The organism is Halonatronum saccharophilum DSM 13868 (assembly GCF_000517025.1).
Classification (GTDB): domain Bacteria; phylum Bacillota; class Halanaerobiia; order Halobacteroidales; family Halobacteroidaceae; genus Halonatronum; species Halonatronum saccharophilum.
In genome coordinates, this window is the sequence record NZ_KI912095.1 from 381735 (window position 1) to 400549 (window position 18815).

20 protein-coding genes and 1 riboswitch are annotated in these 18815 nt (G+C 34.8%); of the genes, 1 reads left to right on the plus strand and 19 read right to left on the minus strand.

All coding sequences use genetic code 11. The features are described 5' to 3' along the window. Window positions 1-322: 322 nt before the first annotated feature. The 19 genes from HALSAC_RS0109110 to HALSAC_RS0109200 all read right to left on the minus strand — a co-directional run bounded on the left by HALSAC_RS0109110 (window position 323) and on the right by HALSAC_RS0109200 (window position 18148). Entirely contained in the window at window positions 323-949 is a 627-nt protein-coding gene (locus tag HALSAC_RS0109110) for a site-2 protease family protein (RefSeq protein WP_027340003.1), read from the minus strand. Window position 950: 1 nt separating this feature from the next. Further along, on the minus strand, window positions 951-3578 hold the full coding sequence (locus tag HALSAC_RS0109115; protein WP_027340004.1) for a CBS domain-containing protein: 2628 nt from the start codon (window positions 3576-3578) through the stop codon (window positions 951-953). Between the two features lie 243 nt (window positions 3579-3821). Then, window positions 3822-5138, minus strand: a complete 1317-nt coding sequence (gene lysA, locus HALSAC_RS0109120) for a diaminopimelate decarboxylase (RefSeq protein WP_027340005.1) — start codon at window positions 5136-5138, stop codon at window positions 3822-3824. A gap of 97 nt (window positions 5139-5235) precedes the next feature. Then, window positions 5236-5406, minus strand: a riboswitch (Lysine riboswitch). Between the two features lie 46 nt (window positions 5407-5452). Then, the gene (locus HALSAC_RS0109125; protein ID WP_027340006.1) at window positions 5453-6406 is read right to left on the minus strand and encodes a DMT family transporter; all 954 of its coding nucleotides are present in this window, start codon (window positions 6404-6406) and stop codon (window positions 5453-5455) included. 230 nt (window positions 6407-6636) lie between these two features. After that, window positions 6637-7599: an acyl-CoA dehydratase activase gene (locus HALSAC_RS0109130; RefSeq protein ID WP_027340007.1), complete on the minus strand. Its 963-nt coding sequence runs from the start codon at window positions 7597-7599 to the stop codon at window positions 6637-6639. After that, window positions 7596-8687: an acyl-CoA dehydratase activase-related protein gene (locus HALSAC_RS0109135; RefSeq protein ID WP_027340008.1), complete on the minus strand. Its 1092-nt coding sequence runs from the start codon at window positions 8685-8687 to the stop codon at window positions 7596-7598. Before HALSAC_RS0109135 ends, HALSAC_RS0109130 begins: the two co-directional genes overlap by 4 nt. Further along, on the minus strand, window positions 8687-9607 hold the full coding sequence (locus HALSAC_RS0109140; RefSeq protein WP_035571570.1) for an acyl-CoA dehydratase activase-related protein: 921 nt from the start codon (window positions 9605-9607) through the stop codon (window positions 8687-8689). The genes HALSAC_RS0109135 and HALSAC_RS0109140 overlap by 1 nt, the downstream gene beginning before the upstream one ends. Before the next feature lie 19 nt (window positions 9608-9626). After that, window positions 9627-11078 carry a spore germination protein gene (locus HALSAC_RS0109145; RefSeq protein WP_027340010.1) on the minus strand — a complete coding sequence of 484 codons (1452 nt, stop codon included), beginning with the start codon at window positions 11076-11078 and terminating at the stop codon, window positions 9627-9629. Then, on the minus strand, window positions 11075-11638 hold the full coding sequence (locus tag HALSAC_RS0109150) for a stage V sporulation protein AE (RefSeq protein WP_027340011.1): 564 nt from the start codon (window positions 11636-11638) through the stop codon (window positions 11075-11077). Before HALSAC_RS0109150 ends, HALSAC_RS0109145 begins: the two co-directional genes overlap by 4 nt. 33 nt (window positions 11639-11671) lie before the next feature. Continuing rightward, a complete protein-coding gene (spoVAE, locus tag HALSAC_RS0109155; RefSeq protein WP_027340012.1) occupies window positions 11672-12025 on the minus strand; it encodes a stage V sporulation protein AE in 354 nt (117 codons plus the stop codon). Between the two features lie 3 nt (window positions 12026-12028). Further along, window positions 12029-13132, minus strand: a complete 1104-nt coding sequence (gene spoVAD, locus HALSAC_RS0109160; RefSeq protein ID WP_027340013.1) for a stage V sporulation protein AD — start codon at window positions 13130-13132, stop codon at window positions 12029-12031. Between the two features lie 14 nt (window positions 13133-13146). Next, window positions 13147-13593, minus strand: coding sequence for a stage V sporulation protein AC (spoVAC, locus tag HALSAC_RS0109165; RefSeq protein WP_027340014.1), 447 nt, complete (start codon window positions 13591-13593; stop codon window positions 13147-13149). 180 nt (window positions 13594-13773) lie between these two features. Further along, a complete protein-coding gene (locus tag HALSAC_RS0109170) occupies window positions 13774-14205 on the minus strand; it encodes a stage V sporulation protein AB (RefSeq protein ID WP_027340015.1) in 432 nt (143 codons plus the stop codon). 8 nt (window positions 14206-14213) lie between these two features. Further along, window positions 14214-14870, minus strand: a complete 657-nt coding sequence (locus HALSAC_RS0109175; RefSeq protein ID WP_027340016.1) for a stage V sporulation protein AA — start codon at window positions 14868-14870, stop codon at window positions 14214-14216. Beyond that, window positions 14860-15054 (minus strand): hypothetical protein, encoded by a 195-nt coding sequence (locus tag HALSAC_RS0109180; RefSeq protein WP_027340017.1) that lies wholly within the window; start codon window positions 15052-15054, stop codon window positions 14860-14862. Before HALSAC_RS0109180 ends, HALSAC_RS0109175 begins: the two co-directional genes overlap by 11 nt. Window positions 15055-15155: 101 nt before the next feature. Then, window positions 15156-15920 (minus strand): SigB/SigF/SigG family RNA polymerase sigma factor, encoded by a 765-nt coding sequence (locus HALSAC_RS0109185; RefSeq protein ID WP_051412156.1) that lies wholly within the window; start codon window positions 15918-15920, stop codon window positions 15156-15158. A gap of 11 nt (window positions 15921-15931) precedes the next feature. Beyond that, window positions 15932-16357, minus strand: a complete 426-nt coding sequence (spoIIAB, locus tag HALSAC_RS0109190) for an anti-sigma F factor (RefSeq protein ID WP_027340019.1) — start codon at window positions 16355-16357, stop codon at window positions 15932-15934. 4 nt (window positions 16358-16361) lie between these two features. Beyond that, a complete protein-coding gene (locus tag HALSAC_RS0109195; RefSeq protein ID WP_027340020.1) occupies window positions 16362-16703 on the minus strand; it encodes an STAS domain-containing protein in 342 nt (113 codons plus the stop codon). 263 nt (window positions 16704-16966) lie between these two features. Then, window positions 16967-18148 carry a D-alanyl-D-alanine carboxypeptidase family protein gene (locus HALSAC_RS0109200; RefSeq protein WP_027340021.1) on the minus strand — a complete coding sequence of 394 codons (1182 nt, stop codon included), beginning with the start codon at window positions 18146-18148 and terminating at the stop codon, window positions 16967-16969. Between the two features lie 199 nt (window positions 18149-18347). Between HALSAC_RS0109200 and HALSAC_RS0109205 the strand changes: the two genes are divergently transcribed. After that, on the plus strand, window positions 18348-18809 hold the full coding sequence (locus HALSAC_RS0109205) for a chemotaxis protein CheX (RefSeq protein ID WP_027340022.1): 462 nt from the start codon (window positions 18348-18350) through the stop codon (window positions 18807-18809). Window positions 18810-18815 lie beyond the last annotated feature (6 nt).

The following is an 18815-nucleotide window of genomic DNA, read 5'->3' on the forward strand; positions in this document are numbered from 1 at the left end:
ATCAATTAATTTAAAACCTTTTCATACCTCACTCTAACTCTATCCTACCTTAGAAGAGAGAACTAAAAGCATTATCTTTGTTCCCCTATCCTGGTATGAGGAGAAGGATTAGGGATGAGGTGATTTTTTAAGTTTTATTTTAAATTCAAATTTATAATCTAAAATCATATAATTCTAAGCACTATCCCTCCAAGTTTTTAAAGCCTTCGGGTTCAAAAACCATAAACCACTCGTGGAATCTCAATTTCAAAGGTCCCTCATAGTTTATAAAAAGCATAAACCACTCGTGGAATCTCAATTTCAAAGGTCCCTCTATCCCTTATTATATAATTCCAACTATACTAAAAATCAAATTCCTTATAACAATTAAAGGCACTCCTAATACCCTTCCTAGTCCTCCAGTAAATACTAAAAGCATTAAGATAAAAGGGCCATAAGCTTCTAGATTATATATTATATTATCCATACTAGGTGGTAATATCCCCATTAAGATTTTAGACCCATCTAATGGAGGTACTGGCAAGAGATTAAACAATGCTAAACCCACGTTCAAAGAAACTCCAACCATAAAGAATGTAACAACTATATTGGGATTTAAAAATTGTATCAAATAATCTCCTGTAAATCTAAATAAAATAGCCAAAAGAAAGGCCATTAATATATTTGATAAAGGGCCAGCTATACTTACAAGCATCATTCCTTTTCTCTTATCCTTAAAGTAACGAGGGTTTATTTGTACAGGTTTTGCCCAACCAAACCTTCTAGTTGTCAATAAAACTAGAGTTCCTAACAGACTTAAATGGGCCATAGGATTTAAAGTTAACCTTCCTGTCATCTTAGGGGTTGGGTCTCCTAAGATATCAGCCATCTTACCATGGGCAAACTCATGTATTGATAAAGATAATAATAGTATCGGTATTAATATAAGTAGTTCAGCTACTAATGGCATTCTAATCACCTCTTTTCTCTATATACTCTCTTAAATATTCAAGCTCTTCTTTATAACCATTTACTTCTCCATCTAATTTGGCCCTTTTAACCTCTTTTAAAACATCTTGAAAGAAAGGACCAGGCTTATATCCATATTCAATAATATCTTCTCCTGAAACTTCTAGATCAACCCATTGCAACTCTTCTAAATAAAGGCTTACCTTAGCCTCTAATTTAGGTTCTAACAATAAAATTAGGATAATATCTTCAATTGCTAAGCTCTGTAAGAAGTAATATATCTGGCTAGAGCTATGAGCTTGCTTCAACATTTTAATATCATCATCTATTCTAATTGTAGCCAAAAGCCTATAAAATAAATTTTTATTTAAACTTAACTTCTCTTTTAGACCTCTTATTTTCTCCTTCTCTAAACCTTTAAATAAGATCATAAGATAAAGAACCCACTCTTCAAAGCTAAAAGATACCTCTAAAGCCGAAAGCCAATCTAATATTTTTGATATCTTAGAAGCCAATTCTACCTTTTGATCATCCCAACTAAGGTTCTCATCTATATAAGATAATAAACCATACTTATTTAATAGTCCGATGAATTTAATAGGATCATCATCCTCTAATCCAAGCTTAACCTCTGAAAATAACCTTTCACAACTCATCTTATCGACTATATCTAACTCGATACCTTGTCTAATTAACTCTTCTGTTCTCTCCTCAAACTTATACCTATAGCGACTAGCAAACCTTAAGCCTCTAAAGATTCTAGTTGGATCATCATAAAGACTAAAGTTGTGTAGTAATCTAATTATTCCTTTCTCTAAATCAGCTTTACCGTTAAAATAATCCACCAATTGACCAAAATAAGGAGCATTTAATTGTATTGCCAAGGCATTAATTGAAAAATCTCTTCTAAATAGATCTTCTTGGATTGAGCCTTTCTCCACCTCTGGAAGACTTGCAGTATTAGAATAGTACTCAACCCTTGTAGTAGCAATATCTAGCTTAATTTTATCTAATGATATTAAGGCCGTACCAAACTCATGATAAATATCTAACTCTCCTTTAAGCTCCTGGGCCAACTTACGAGAAAATTCAATGCCATCACCCTCTACTACCAAATCTAAATCTAAATTAACTTTATCTAGAAGAAGATCCCTTACAAAACCTCCTACTATATAAAGGTTAAAGCCCATCTCCTGGGCCAACTCCCCTGACCTTCTTAAAATCTTCATAATATCATCATCAATAACCTTAAACTTATCGATTATATTGTAACGTTTCTCCTGGACTTCAACCAAGCTTCTTCCATATAAGTTCTGCTTATTCATCAGATAATCTTCTCTACCATAGAAGGTCTTTAGAAGATCACTACGGCTAATAATACCTACTAATTTACCCCCTTTATCAACGACAGGTAGTCGACCAATATCATGATTTACTATCTCTTCTTGTACTTCTTTTAGAGAAGCTTCTTGGTCTATAGTTACAGGTTTTGTCGACATATAACCTTTAACTGGAGCATGTAGTAGGTTATGTTTTCTAACCTTATCAATATCTCTTCTTGAAATAATCCCAACAGTCTCTTCATCATCAACTACTACTAAACCTGAATAACCATACCTTTGCATAATCTTATCAGCTTCACCCATAGTAGTATCTAAACCCACTGTCTTAACAGGTGTAGACATAATATCCTTTACCAATATAGCAGGGTTGACCTTTCCTTTAATAGTACAAAGCAACTCCTCTTGCCAATCTATTAAAGATCTTGTATCACCCTTAATATTGGCTGAAGCAGCTCTACTGTGTCCACCACCACCATAATAATTTAAGATATCACCTACATCTATACTATCATTATTACTTCTTCCTATAATCAAGACCTTATCACCTTGTTTAATCAAAATAAACAAAGCCTCTGCATTATGTAATTCATTAAGCTTATGGGCCAACAAAGCGATATCAGGTATGTATTCATCAATTTCAACGCTAAAGATATCTATAGCAAAACCCTTAACTGATACCTGATATAAAGAGTCTAATAATTTATTAAAGAGCTCCTGTTGCTTTCTATTTAAAGAGTACTCTATATAATCCTCTACTATCTCCAAGTTGGCCCCTTTTTCAAGCAGATAAGCTACTGATTTAGCATCTGTTGAAGTAGTGCTCTTATAGATAAGACAACCGGTATCTTCATATATCCCAAGAGCAAATAAAGTAGCTTCAAAAGGGGTAATCTCTATCTTCTTCGCCTTTAAGCGGTTGACAAGCATTGTGATTGTAGCTCCAACCTCTTCAATCACCTCTTTGGCTTGGGGTATTAGTCCTTTTCTATCAAGGTGATGATCATAGATTAAAAAGTCAACTCCATCCTTCTTCGCTAAATCAGAAAAAACTCCCAGTCTAGAAGGGACCCTCGTATCAACCATAATAACTCTAGTTATATCATCCTTATTAATATCTCTAGCATACTTAACAGTAATTCTATCTCTATATAAGGCCATAAACTTCTTAACATTCTTCGTTAACTTACCTGAAAAGACCATAACGCCTTTTGGGTGCAGCTTCTGTGCTGCCACCATAGAAGCTAAACCATCAAAGTCAGTTCTCTGATGACTGATAATTATCTCCATCTTAACCCTCCTTTGAAAAATAAGCCAAAAAACTAGAATATATTAAACAAGATTATATATAACTTTAGATTTTAATAAGCTAATCTTTATTATACCATAGATTATTAGTAAAAAAAAGTCAACCTAAATAAGGTAAGTTTTAATTAAGAAATAAATATAGAAATATTTATAACACAAAAGCTAAAACCTTTTATCATAAACTAAAAAGAAGTTATCCACTTAAGTGGATAACTTCTTTTTAGTTTATTTTCTCAATCGTTCAGGTATTTGATCATTAGCAATTAAATCATCATAACTTTGTGGTTTAACTGCCCAGTCAATTTTATCTTCATTGATCAATAGAACTCCTGGTCTTGGGATTCCATTATAATTATTACTCATTGAATAACCATAAGCTCCCGTACAAGAAATTAAGAGAATATCACCAGACTCTGCCTTGGGTAATTTAATGTCTCTAATTAAGATATCACCTGACTCACAGCACTTTCCAGTAATAGTTACTTCCTCTTCTTTCTCTTTATTAGCTTTGTTAGCTATAATAGCTTCATACTCTGCCTCATAAAGAGCTGGTCTAATATTATCTGTCATTCCTCCATCTACTGCAACATACTTTCTGATTTCTGGAATTTCTTTAACAGATCCAATACTATAGATTGTAGATCCAGCAGTAGCTACAATCGAACGACCTGGTTCATTAATAACCCTTGGTAATGGGATATCTAACTCTTCACACTTCTTCTTAATTGAACCTGCTACAATCTTAGCATATTTTTCAATATCTGGTTTCACTTCAGCATCTGTATAAGGGATACCAATTCCCCCACCTAAATTTAGCTCTTCTAAGGTTACTCCTACTTCTTCTTTGATATCTTCAACGAACTCTAACATAACATCCACAGCTTTAGCAAAAGACTCTAGCTTAAAAATCTGAGATCCAATATGGCAATGGATTCCCTTTAGTTTGACATTTTCTAAGTCTTTAGCCTCTTTAACTGCCTCTAAGGCTAAACCGTTTTGGATGCCTAGACCAAACTTAGAATCAGTCTGACCTGTTTGTATATAACTATGAGTATGAGCTTCAATACCTGGCGTTACTCTTAATAGAATATCAGCTTCTAACCCCTTTTCTCCAGCTAATCTATTTAACATTTCTAATTCATAGGTATTATCAACTACAAAAGACCCTATATTGGCATCTAAAGCAGTTCTAATTTCACTAGCAGTCTTATTATTCCCATGGAAATATATCTTCTCTGCTGGAAAGTCAGCTTTTAATGCTATGTGCAACTCTCCGCCTGAGACTACATCTAATCCTAAACCTTCCTCATCAATAATTCTTGCCATAGACAAAGACAAAAATGCCTTACTTGCATATAAAGTTAAAGAATTTGGATACCACTTTTCAAAAGCTTTACGATAAGCTCTACAATTCTCTCTAACCTCCCCTTCATCTAATATATACACTGGCGTCCCATATTCATTTGCAATATCAACAACACTATGACCGGCAATCTCCAATACTCCCTGCTCATTAATACTCATATTTCCTTGCAATTTCATCTTACTATTCCCCTCTCTAAAAGTTAATTATAGTCTTATTATTGTAAAAACGGTTATGAGAATTATCTCATAACCGTCAAATATCACTATTATCAGTTTACAAGATAGCCCTCCACATTTAGTGGCAATTCTTTACCTATTAAGCAAAAAACCAACCTCAAGAGATGTGTTTTCTCTTAAAGGTTTCGGCAATAACCCCTTTCCTATTAATTCATAGCCAACACAGCTCCTTAATATTACTATTGATTATTGCTCCTCTATCACTTTATATTCATTTTTCGTTGTGATTAGAATAACATATTAGTAAACCTATGTCAACACTTTTTGAGATTAATTCTCAAAAACCTTTTTTTATCTTTCAATTTGCCTTTACCCCTATAATAATTAGTTCCCCAAACACCGATTATTATTAATATACATCCTACAGCATGAAACCAATAAAAAGGTTCATTTCTTAAGGTGACTCCTGCAATTACCGAAACAATAGTTGTTAGATTAGCAAAGACGGCAGAACGGGAAGCTTCCATCTGAGATAACATAAAGTTGACCAAAAAGAATGCTACTACTGAAGATAGTATACCTAGGTATACTACAGCAATTAATATTTCAATTTCAAATATAGGGGCCAAATAACCTGCTAAATTCCCACCTATTGTATGTTGAATTAATGATATCGTGTTAAAAGTAATTGCACCCATCAACATCATAATATAAGTAATTTCAACAGCATTAAACTCTAAAGATAGCTTTCTTGAAATAATATTAAATATTCCTGCTGACAAAACAGCCCCTAATAGCAATAATAGCCCTATAAACTCACCACTTACTCTTACTCGATCACCCATAAAGATAATAAAGAAGACCCCTAAAACTGAAGTGATTATAAAGAAAAGTTGCTTTGGAGTTGGTATCTCTTTAAGAAAGATTGCTCCTAATATTGTAACTATAACTGGTATTAAAGCAATCACCATCCCTGCTTCTGATGAAGTAGTCAAGTTTAAACCAATTGTCTCAAAGACAAAATAAAAGACTGGTTGAAAGATTCCTAACATAAGTAATAGTTTAATCCTCTTTCCAGAATAGTCAACTTTAATAACTTTTAGATATTTAAGCAGAGTCAATACACCAGCTGCAAAAGAAAATCTAAAGGCCAGTAAATGAAACGGAGCCAACAGATCTAAAGCCTCCTTAGTAAATAAAAAAGAAAATCCAAATATAATTGATGTAATTAATCCTGATACTATGGGGAAATAACTTTTTTTATCCAACTTTCTATCACCCTCTCTAAATATAAATATAACACTTATTATATTAAAACATATTTGTTAGAGGATAACAATAGTAAGTTTATTAGTTACTAGCTTCTAGCTATGGGCTTTTAGCTAAAAAGCTTTAAACCCTACTTTTAACGAGGAAGGTTTGCCTAATAGCTAGCAAGTAGCTAGCTATTAGGCATTACTAATTACTCATCACTAATAATAAAGCATAGCTTTATTATTTAACCATTAGAAATTACAACTTCACCCTTTGGACATTTTGACCCCCAACTGGCGATAATTCTATCCTCTTGATGAATATTAATAACTTCACAGGAATTAGAACACTTCTCACATTCAAAGCTTGATACATGGTAATTAAATCCTGAACTATCAAAACCTTTAAAGCTGGTTTCTCCTTTCTTCTTAACCGCTTCCTGGGCCAACACCGCCGAACCTATAGCACCCATTACATTATGATATTCAGGAACAATAATCTCTAAATCTAATGCATCTTCAAAGGCTGCCCTGATACCGGAATTTGCTGCTACCCCCCCTTGGAATACAACAGGACCTAGTACCTCCTTGCCCTTACCAAGGTTATTTAAAAAATTTCTTACCAAAGCTTCACATAACCCTCCAATAATATCCTCTAGATTATGTCCTAACTGCTGTTTATGTATCATATCTGACTCTGCAAAAACTGAGCACCTTCCTGCTATCCTAACTGGATTATCTCCTTTAAGGGCCAACCCACCAAACTCTTCTATAGGAATATTTAATCTACTTGCCTGCTGATCCAAAAAAGATCCAGTTCCGGCTGCACAGACTGTATTCATTGCAAAGTCTACTACTACACCATCTCTTAATATGATTATCTTAGAATCCTGACCACCAATCTCTAAGACGGTCTGAACCTCTGGATTTACTGTCGATGCAGCAACTGCATGGGCTGTTATCTCATTCTTTACCACATCTGCACCAACAATTACTCCGGCTAAATTCCTTGCACTACCTGTTGCTCCTACACCACCAATCTCTATATCCACCTTATCCTTCATTCTCATCATACCCTCTTGGATAGCTCTAATTGGCTTTCCTTCAGTCCTTAAATAAAGTTTCTCTAGAACCTCTTTGTCCTCATTAATAATTGCAATATTCGTACTTACCGACCCAACATCAATTCCCATATATCCTTTACTCATACAACTACCTCCTCTTTCTTACGGGCCAATAGATCGATAAAGGCCTCCAGTCTAGTTACAAAACCAGCATCACCAGTATGCTCATCTACACTCAAAGAGAGTACTGGAATATCCTTCTCCTTACTTATTGTAGGAAGAACGCTTTGGGCTATTATCTCAGGCATACAAGTAAAAGGTAATAAGTGAATAACACCATCATATCCTTCTCTAGAATATAAGACTGTCTCACCTACAGACTCTATACCGTGTCCTCCTACAAAATGATTAAGGTAAGGCTTGGCTGCTTCCCTAACATTTCTATTATGCTTTAGGTCTCTAAATAAATTAAGGGCCATATGCTCTTTGATCCAATCTGTTAAGAAGATAGATCTATCCACTAATACCCCCAATTCTCCAAGTTTCTCTTCTATATTCAAATTAGTAAAGGGCTCTAAGACCACATATATCTCCCCTACCAAACCTACCTTTAAAGGTTTAAAATTCTTCTTCCTCTTCAAGCAATTTAACCTGCCTTCTATTAAATCTACAGATTTCTCTATATTCTTTATATCATTGCTCTCATCTACTAAACTAAGACCTTCCTTGTAGATTTGAGTACCTTTCTTGGGATCTATAAGGTAAGGTCTTGTCTTATTAATCAAAGAATCTAATCTATCTACCGCCTTGGCTTTGGCCCATCCTTTGTCCCAGGCACTCTTAAGTTTCAATAATGACATCTTCCCTAATAATGACCTTACTTTTTTATAAAAGTCCTTCCACCTACCTTGCATAGGTTCAAAGATAATCATCTCAAATTCATAACCTAAATCTCTTAATATCTCCTTTTGTACCTCACCATAGTAACCAAAACGGCACGGGCCAACACCTCCACCCATAATAATAGTATCAGCACCTAACTCTAAGGCTTCAATATAATTACCGACATTCATCTTAAGAGGAAGACAAGCAAACTCAGGCGAATGCTTGACTCCTAAATCTAAAGTCTTCTTTGTAATTGGAGGTGGCAAAATCACATCAAAACCCAATTCTTCAAATAAGGCCTTTGCCGGAATGGCCATGGTTCCCATATGAGGAAAGGTTATCTTCATTATGCTCCCTCCCATCTAATCATATCAATAAAGGCTTCCAATCTAGTCACAAGACCGGCCTCTCCTGTATGCTCATCTAAATTTAATGATATAAAGGGCTGACTCCTTCTTCGCTTAGACTCCCTTTCAACCATCTCTCCTACCAAAGAATCAGGTCCACAACCAAAGGCTGTCAATTGAATGATCCCATCTATATCATCCCGCTCAAAGAAATGATAAGCAGAACCTAGCATACTCTTACTTAAAGTCCAGAACATATCCTTAGAAAAACCCTTGGCTTGCTCTTCTAAAATCTGATCATCCACCATCTCTGAAGTTATCACATCTACCCCCATTTTTCTTAACTTCTTAATAAGGTTCATACTCACATGAGGGTCATAGATTATATACTCATGTCCTAGAAGTCCAATCTTATAATCAAATCTATCATGACTTTTATCTAGCATCTCTTTTTTATACCTTCTTAACTCCCTCAAAGCTTTAAAAAGGGCTTTAGTCACCTCTATATAACCTTTACCTAAAATATCTCCAACCTCAAAAGCAGACTTTAGAAGATCCCTCTTCCTACTTCTCATATTTATCGTTGTATCGATAATAGGAGGAATCCTATCTATATTATGCCTAACCATATCGGGCAGACCCATAAACTTAGGACATAGATACTCTCTAGGTTGAACACTAATAACTCTTGGAATGAAGAGGTAATCAACCTTATCCTTTAAATAATCAACATGACCTAAAAATAGTTTAACTGGAAAGCAGGCTTCATCAACAGATAATGATACCCCTTTATCTACTATATCCTTAGTAGACTTATCAGAATTTACCACCTCACATCCTAGCTCTTCAAAAAACTTATTCCATCCTCGGTAGTACTTATAATACAACAACGCTTTCGGTATTCCGATTTTGAAGCTCACCAAATCACTCCTTAAAATTTTATTCAGAAGGACGGGTATTATCTTCTTTAGATTCTTCATGCCTTCTTTCATCCAAATTGAGTGCTGATTGTCTGAATATATATGTCTTCAATGCCTTCCATTTAAATGGAATCAAAGGCCACAAGTATGGTATACCAAAGGATTTAGTGAAGAGAAATAGCATAAATATCACTACAACTCCACCAATGAATCCTGGGGTTCTTAAAAATACTACAAGTATTATCAGTATCAACCTAGCTATTTCAAAGAATAGAGCTATCTCTAATCCAGGTATTGCAAAGGTACCAATTGTTCCAATAGCTAAATATAGTATAGTTTCTGGATTGAAAAGACCTACTTCAATAGAGAACTCACCTAGAATTAAAGCACCAATCAAACTCAAAGATGTAGCAAGGGCTGTTGGTGTCTGTATCGAAGCAATTCTAATCAGATCAATACCTATAGTCGCTATGATAAATTGGGCTCCCAAAGATATCTGACCAACTTCCTCTGGTCCAATAAACTCTAAAGCCTCTGGCACCCAGTCTGGACCATAGGCCATTAACAACCATAGTGGTGGTAGAATAAGCCCCAAAAATATTGCTATAAATCGAATCGCTTTAAAATAACTACCTATTAAAGGTGGATATCTATATTCTTCTAAATTCTGAGTATGGTCTAAGAATACAGCCGGCAAGATCAGTGCTGTTGGCGAATTGTCTGTTATTACACATATCTTCCCCTCCAATAAATGAGCGGCTACGATATCAGGTCTATTACTATACCTTACCTTGGGCAAAAAGTTTATACCTTGACCAGTTAAAATATCATCTACAGTTCTATCGGCCAAAGGTAAACCTTCTAAGTCAGCTTCTTCTAGCTTCTGCTTAACCTCCTTTAGAAGATCTTTATCTACTCGATCATCAATATATAATACACCTACATCAGTTTTGGATCGACTCCCCAACTTAAAGGGCTCTACTCTCAACTTAGGATCTCTGATTCTTCTTCTAACCATACCTACATTTAAAACCATAGTCTCTATAAAACCATCTTCAGCTCCACGAGTAGCTTTTTCTAACTCAGGCTCTTCTGGACCTCTCATCTCCCAACCTCTAGCATCTATCTTTATGGCTTTGTCTTCACCATCTATTAATAAAACCTGAGGACCTGCTAAGACATCATCTATAATGGTATCTACATCATCTAATAGATCAATCTCTGTATAGGGTAACTTACTCTGTACTAACTTCTCTAAAAAGTCAATACTGAGATCTTCCTCTTCTATATCCATCAAAAATTTTAATAACCAAACCAAAATATCTCCATTAGTTAAACCATCAACATAGATAAGGCTAACGTCCCTACCTGCAATCTTGAAATCACGATTAAAGAAGTCGAAGGTCTTTGGCCCGTCAATCTTATCCTTTATATACTTTAGATTATCGCCTAAACTTTTGCTTACCTTCATTCCTTCACCCCGCTTCTCTTAAGTATCTCCTCTATAGCTTTAGTCGTTATAGGTGCTCCAACCTCAAAGCTATCCTTTCCAGACATCTTACCCAAATCTCCTATCCCAACAACCATAAGATCAGAAAACTCGTTAATTATATCTACTGTATCTCCTTCTAGAATTTGATGATTCTTGCCTTCTTGAGTTCCATACTTATCCACCGGCAAGTTTACAAGGTTTCCATCTCGAGTTATTGAAAAGTTAGGCTTAACCCCAGAGACAGCAGGAGTATTTGATGCTACTGCAACAATACCCAAAACTTCAATATTTTCAGATTGAACTACTTTCTCCATAACCTGCTCTCCCTTGCCACAACCACTATAACCTTGATCATCTACCATAATTACAACAGGGTCTTTTGGACAACTCTCGATCATATCCAATACCTTCTCTCCATCACAAGGTGTTGGATTGCCAGCAGATCTAGATATAACCCTCAAATCCAGATTCTCTGTTGCCTTCTCTACTGCCCTTTTAGCAACATTATCACCATCGGTTACAATAATTACTCTCTTCATATCAACCGCTCCTTTATAGCTTTACTGATATCCTCACTCCTTAGGTCTAAAGATAGCTGCCATTATGAAGCCAATCAATATTGCAGCAGCCACCCCTGTCCCACCTATCTCTAGTATTCCAGAAAAGAGGCCTAAAAATCCACCTCGTTTAGTCTCCACAAGAACACCTTGGGTAAGTATATTACCAAAATTCATTACTGGAACCGTTACACCAGCACCAGCAAATTCTACTAAAGGCTCATATAAACCTAAACCGGTTAAAATAGACCCTATAACAACAACAATTACCAAGAGATGGGCTGGAGTATACTTGGTGAAATCCAAAAATATCTGCCCCAAGCCGCAGATTAAACCACCAACCAAAAAGGCCATAATATATAAATACATAGCTCAACCCCCGTTCCCATTTAAAGCTTCAATTTTTGCTACCTCAATCTTATCAGCAAGCTTATTCTGTATCTTCTTACGTCCTATCCCTTCAACTAAATGGCCTGTACTTTCTAAAGTTACTGCATGAGCAATAGAGGGAATGGTCTCTCCCTGTAAAGAAAGAGTAGGATTTAAAAGAGCACCTGTTCCTAAGATCAAAACTCTCTTCAAGTGACCATACATCAACTGAGGTAGAACATAGGAAGCTAAAACTACAGCTGAACATCCACAACCACTTCCACCAGCTCCCACCTTCTGCTTAGAGTTATAAATTAATACTCCGCAATCATCATAGTTATCACCAAGATGGCAACCTGTCTCCTCAAGAAGTTCTTTAGTCAACTTCTTACCTAACTCTCCTAAATCTCCAGTAAGTATTAAATCATAATAACTTGGATCACGACCTGTATCTTCGAAGTGTTGAAGGAGAGTATCAGCAGCAGCAGGTGCCATAGCCGACCCCATATCCCTAGGATCTGCAACCCCTAAGTCAACTACCTTACCCAAAGTAGCCTCTCTAAGTTGAACACCACCTTGAGTATTGCTCATTATAACCCCTCCAGCCCCAGTCACAGTTCTTTGTTTAAAAGGAGGGTACTTGTCACCGTATTCATTTGGTGTTCTGTACTGCCTTTCAGTAGCCTGATAATGGCTTGAGGTAAATGCTATTATTTGGTTTACTCCCCCTCCATCTATCATCACTCCCCCTATTGCAACTGCTTCAATCATTGTTGAACAAGCACCATAAACTCCTAAGAAAGGGGTTGGAAAGTCCCTTACAGCAAAATTAGAGGCTACCATTTGATTTAATAGATCCCCAGCTATTAAACAATCTATATCATCTTTAGATAACTTGGCTTTGTCTAATAAGCTATCTAACAAATCACTTGTCATCTTAATCTGAGCTTGGTCCCAGGTTTTTTGCTTATTATAACCATCACTGATAACTTCATCAAAGTAATCTCCAATTGGCCCCTTACTCTCCTTATTCCCAACTATAGATGCAGCAGACATAAATTGAGGAGGGTTAACAAATTCCATCGTCTGTTTTCCTAATTTCTTCATTTAATTCACCCCCACTAAAATATTAATAATTTGATTACACCTATTAAAAAAGCCGTCAACATACCATAAGTTAAAACAGGTCCAGCAATAGAATAAATGTTGGCCCCTAAGCCTAGTATGTATCCATCTTGTCTGTACTCCATAGCAGGAGAGACAATAGCATTAGCAAAACCTGTAATAGGAACTATGGAACCTGCCCCTGCAAATTGAGCTATTTCATCATAAACACCTAAACCAGTTAATAACCCACCTATAAATAACAGTATAATAGTATTATAAGCACTTGCATCTGCCATAGATAGACCTGCTCCCTGTAATGTGTTTAAAACAAATTGACCAAACACACATATCAATCCACCTACCAAATAAGCTGCAAAAAAGTTTCTAATCGGCGAACCTTGAGGTTGATGCTTTTTAATTAATTTTTGATACTCTTCTTGTGTCTTGTCTATCTTTCCCATTTACTTCCTCCCCTTTATTAGTTGATAATTATTTAGAACAAATGAACTAAAGTCCATTTAAGCTGTGTGTCGTGTGCTTTGTGCTAATGATTTTTATTACGGAAGGTCTTGATTTTTAGACCTGTAGGGTGTTCTAAAAGATTAACATCTTAATATAAAATCTTTAACCCTTGATGAATATTATGACCATATCTGAGGGAAAAGCCAATATACAAGTGAACCTAATGCTTTTCCTAATATTATAGCTGATAGCATTAATTTCATTTCATCCTTCAACCCCAACCTCCTACTCAAAATTGGCAAAACCTTCAAAACCTCTGTTAAAGCACCTGCAACTAAACCTACAAAGATACCAAAGAATAAACCGCTTAAAACAACCAATAATTCATTCAAAAAAAATAAATTTGGCAGAGCAAAATCATAAAAATCAATTAATATACCAATTAATGCTCCTATTAAGATAACAGATTGGTATAACCTTATCTTGCTTTTAGTAGATGTAAATCTAATCAGACGTGGAATTACATCCAAAACCATCAAGAAGGCTACTAAGGCCATCCCTACAATTACTCCTTCGGCCAAGCCTAATAAGATCAAAAAGATCCTTTTCATATTATCACCTAATGCTTACCCTTCTTTATCTGCTTTGCCCTTTTTGATTTTTGGGCCAAGGAGAATTCGTTGACTTTATTCTCATAAAGATACATCTCTATCTCAAGAGGAGTTGGATCATCATCTATCTTATACTTATAAAATCTATTAAAGAAGATAATCATACCTATAGCTATTCCTAAAGAGTAAGGAACCTGTAATAAAAGTGGCTCTTGATTGCTAACTCCCATAATCATCTGGTAGATTCTTTGGTGCACTGGCCCCATCCCAACATCGGCATGAAAGTTCATTATCGCCATTGCAGAGCCTAAGAATAAAATTAGGGAAACAAATATGACATATAATCTAGGAGGACTACTCTGGTGTTTATTTTTTTTAGAATTTTTTTCAATATCTATTATCACATCTGCTTCCCCTATATGTTCTATCCTCAACTCTGGAAATTCTCTCTTTATAGCTCCAATAATCTCTAAGGCCGTTATTATCATCGAATCTCCAGCTTCTTTGACTACCTCCTTTACTCTTATCTTCTCTATCTCTTCTTTGAGTTTATCTTCACTGACCACTTCAGATAAATCCTTAATGTCTAATCTTTGATTAGGCTCAGCTCTAACAACCCTCTTTACCCTTAAGAACACCTCTTCCTTTGTCCCTTTATCTAACATAAGAGATCGGTGACCTTTCTAAATTAACCTCTTCTACAATCACATCTTGATTGAAAACCCTCTTGGCCCTTGGCGATATCTCATCTTTTCTAAAAGTATCTCCCCAGAGGTAGATATTAACTGCAATTAGAAGGGCCAATATCACTAAATAAACCATCTTTCTTGCCTTCAAATAATCAAACAACTTTAACCCTCCTTTTTGAAAGGTTGATTTCTTATAAGCTATTATGTGTAAATAATCATATTTTAATACAAAAAAAGCATGGATGATTAATCATCCATGCTTTAAATAAATTGATTTCTAATTATTTTTATTATATTCTTCTCCAGCCTAGAGACTTGTGCTTGAGATATCCCAAGCACCTGAGCTATTTCACTTTGAGATTTCTCTTCAAAATATCTAAACCGTATTATAAGTTGATCCCTACTATCTAATTTTTTTATAATTTCTTTTAAAACAATACTATCTATTTTAGCATTATAATAATCCTTAGAATCTGCAATTTGATCTCCTAACTCCAAATTGCTATCTTCACCTTTATAAACCTTTTTATGAATAGAATCTGGTTCTCTTACTGATTCTAAAGCATTGACTATATCTTCTACAGCCATTCCCAACTCTTTACTCAACTCTTTAATCGTTGGCTCTCGATTCAAATGTTTACTAAGAGATTTCTTTACAGCCTTTATCCTACGGGCATCCTCCTTTAAGCTTCTGCTTACCTTAATCAGACTATCATCTCTAAAAAATACCTTAATTTCACCTATTATCCATTGAACAGCATATGTCGAGAACTTCACCTCTTTGCTTAGATCAAATCGATCTATCGCTTTAATTAAACCTATTATACCAATTTGAAATATATCTTCAAGGGAATACTGTCCATTCTTAAATCTATGTGCTATCTTTAAAACTAAACGTAGATTGTGATTTATCAGCTTGTCCTTTGCTTCTTCATCCCCTTGTTGATAATCAAATATTAAACTCTTAACCTCATCTTCCTCTAACAAAGGATACTCTTTTATACTGATACTCTCAAATCTGTTCATACCCACAACCCCTACTCTATCTCTTTATCCTGGATAGGCACCTTAAGCATCTTTAACCTAGTACCTTCACCCAACTTAGACTCTACTTTAAATTCATCCATAAAAGAATCTATAAATACAAGACCAAGCCCCATTCTACCTTCAGTAGTATAAGTAGGCTGACAAGCTTCTTCAATATCTTCAATGCCACACCCTCTATCCTCTACAATTATCTGCAATTTCCCGTCAAAAATCCCCATCTCTATCTCAATCTTTCCACTTTCTTCTTTATAACCATGAATTATAGAGTTGGATACAGCCTCTGAAATTGCAACCTTTAACTCTTCTAATTCAGATAATGTAAAGTCTAATTGTGCTGCAAAGGATGCTACTGTTACTCTACACAAACCAATATTTTCAGAAATACTATCAACTATTAATCTAGCCTTATTTTCCATTCTCTTACCCCCTAAAAATATTATCTAAGGCTTCTTTCTCTGATGAATAAAGATTTATTATCTTTAACATCCCAGATAACTCAAATATTCTTCTTACTTGAGGTGTTACATTTAATAAACCCAATTCCCCCCCTAAGCCCTTGATTTTCTTATAACTGACTAAAATAGCACCTAAACCTGAACTATCAATAAATTTAATACCATCTAAATTTAATATTAATCCTCTAATCTGCGGATTTATTTTTTTAGTAATGGCCTCTTTAAAACCAGGAGCAGTATGTAAATCAAAGTCTCCTTTTAAACTTACAATAAGCTTCCCTTCTTTTTCTTTAAATGATAAATCCATCATCTTCCCTCCTCTCTAAGAATATTAATTCAACATTAACCATTTTTTTCCTGCTATTTTAGATATATTTTTTTATCCTACTCTTTACACCTCAAAACTTATTATGTTAAAATAATTGAAATAATGAGAAGATTAAATGGTTAAAAGATTTATAAGTTATTATGTGCTTAAGTAGAATATATTTTTGTAAATCAATTTATTATTGCAATTTAGGTTTATTCTTTGATTAAAAAGAAAAATAGTACTCCGTTAGCGGAGTACCATTAAAAAACATTCATCAATTTACTTATAAACCTTTTAAAGGTCTGAATTATTATCATAAAGAAATTAGCCTTCTCTACACTATCTTTAGCAATTAGCTCAACCCTTCCTAACTCCTGTTCTCCTTTTAAAGCAACAATAACCCCCAACTTATCACCAGCTTCAATAGGAGCAACAATCTCTTTATCTATACGTGTCTGTTTAATCACTTCTTTCTCTTCTCCCCTTAATAAAGTAACATTGAGATCATCCTTAGCAACAGCAGTAACTTCCTCAACCTTACCTTTAAATACTTTAACCTGACCTACCTCTTCCCCCTTCTCTGCTATACTTAAAGAACGATGAATACTAAAAGCATAATTTAATAATTCGCGCGCTTCACTAAACCTCTTTTGGGAGTTAGGCGCCTTCATAACAACTGCAATAAATCTCATCCCATCCTTACTTGCAGTTGCTGAAACACAGAAACCAGCCTCTTGAGTATAGCCAGTCTTTAAGCCATCTGCTCCTTGATAAAAGCGTACTAAATTATTAGTATTACGTAAAAATGATTCCTCATCTCTAATATAGTCAATCCAAGTTGAAGTAAAGTCTAATATTTTAGGATATTTCAATAACTCTCTAGACATAATAGCTATATCTCTAGCGGTAGTATAATTCCCTTCTATTTCAGGATCTGTAGAAGGTAGCCCATTAGTGTTATAAAAATAACTATTCTCCATCCCCAGCTCCTTAGCCTTATCATTCATTGCTGCTACAAAAGCATCATGAGTTCCATAAATATGTTCAGCTACTGCTACACAAGCATCATTAGCTGAAACTATGGCTATAGCTTTTACTAAATCCCTTAATTTCATCTCTTCTCCTGGCTCTAACCATATCTGTGATCCTCCCATCTGTGCTGCATATTCAGTTGCTACTATCTTCTCTTCCCACTCTACTCTACCTTCATCTATTGCTTCCATAACCAATAATAATGTCATTACCTTTGTTATTGAAGCAGGTGGCATCTTCTTATCAGCATCTTTTTCATAGAGGACATTAGCAGTATTCGCATCTAATAATATTACTGATTCAGATTCTAACTCAAAATTAGTTTCTTGCACTGCATAAGCATTTCCAATAATAGAAATAATAAAGGCCAATAAAATAATAACAATCAAACTAATTTTTGATTTTTTCATACTTAATTCACCCCCACATTCTACTAATATCTATTACCTTTTTATTATAAGTATGATTGTAAAAAAAAGGGTTTTTAGTGACTGTGGTTATTTTTTACTTCATAATCTATTTTTTATTATTTAAAAGGAGAATTATAATTTCTGTCGAAACAATTTAAGTATAAGTGAAATGTATCTTAAACGGGGAGGTTTTAAAACTATGAAGACAAAATATATCAATCCTATCTTTGATGCTACTAAAAGTGTTTTACAGAATATGATTCAAGTAGAGGCTAAAAAGGGTGAATTAATAACCCGCAGCAACCCTTTATCTGCTCAAAAAATCAATGCCTCAATTGGTGTTACGGGAGATTTAAAGGGCTTTATTTATTTTGGTATGACCGAGGAAACAGCCCTTAGCGTATTTACTAGAATGGCAGGGATGGAATTGGATGAATTTGACGAATTAGCTGGATCAGCTATTGGAGAATTAGCTAATATAATTACAGGTAATTCTTTAACAAATCTTTCTAATATAGGGTATAAATGCGATTTAACTCCTCCTTCTATCACAGTAGGAGATAATATTAGAATCTCTACTGACCAACCTCAATTCTTAGTTATTCCCTTGCATACTGAGATTGGGGATTTTGAGATTAATGTATCTTTAAAAGAAAGATAAGATATT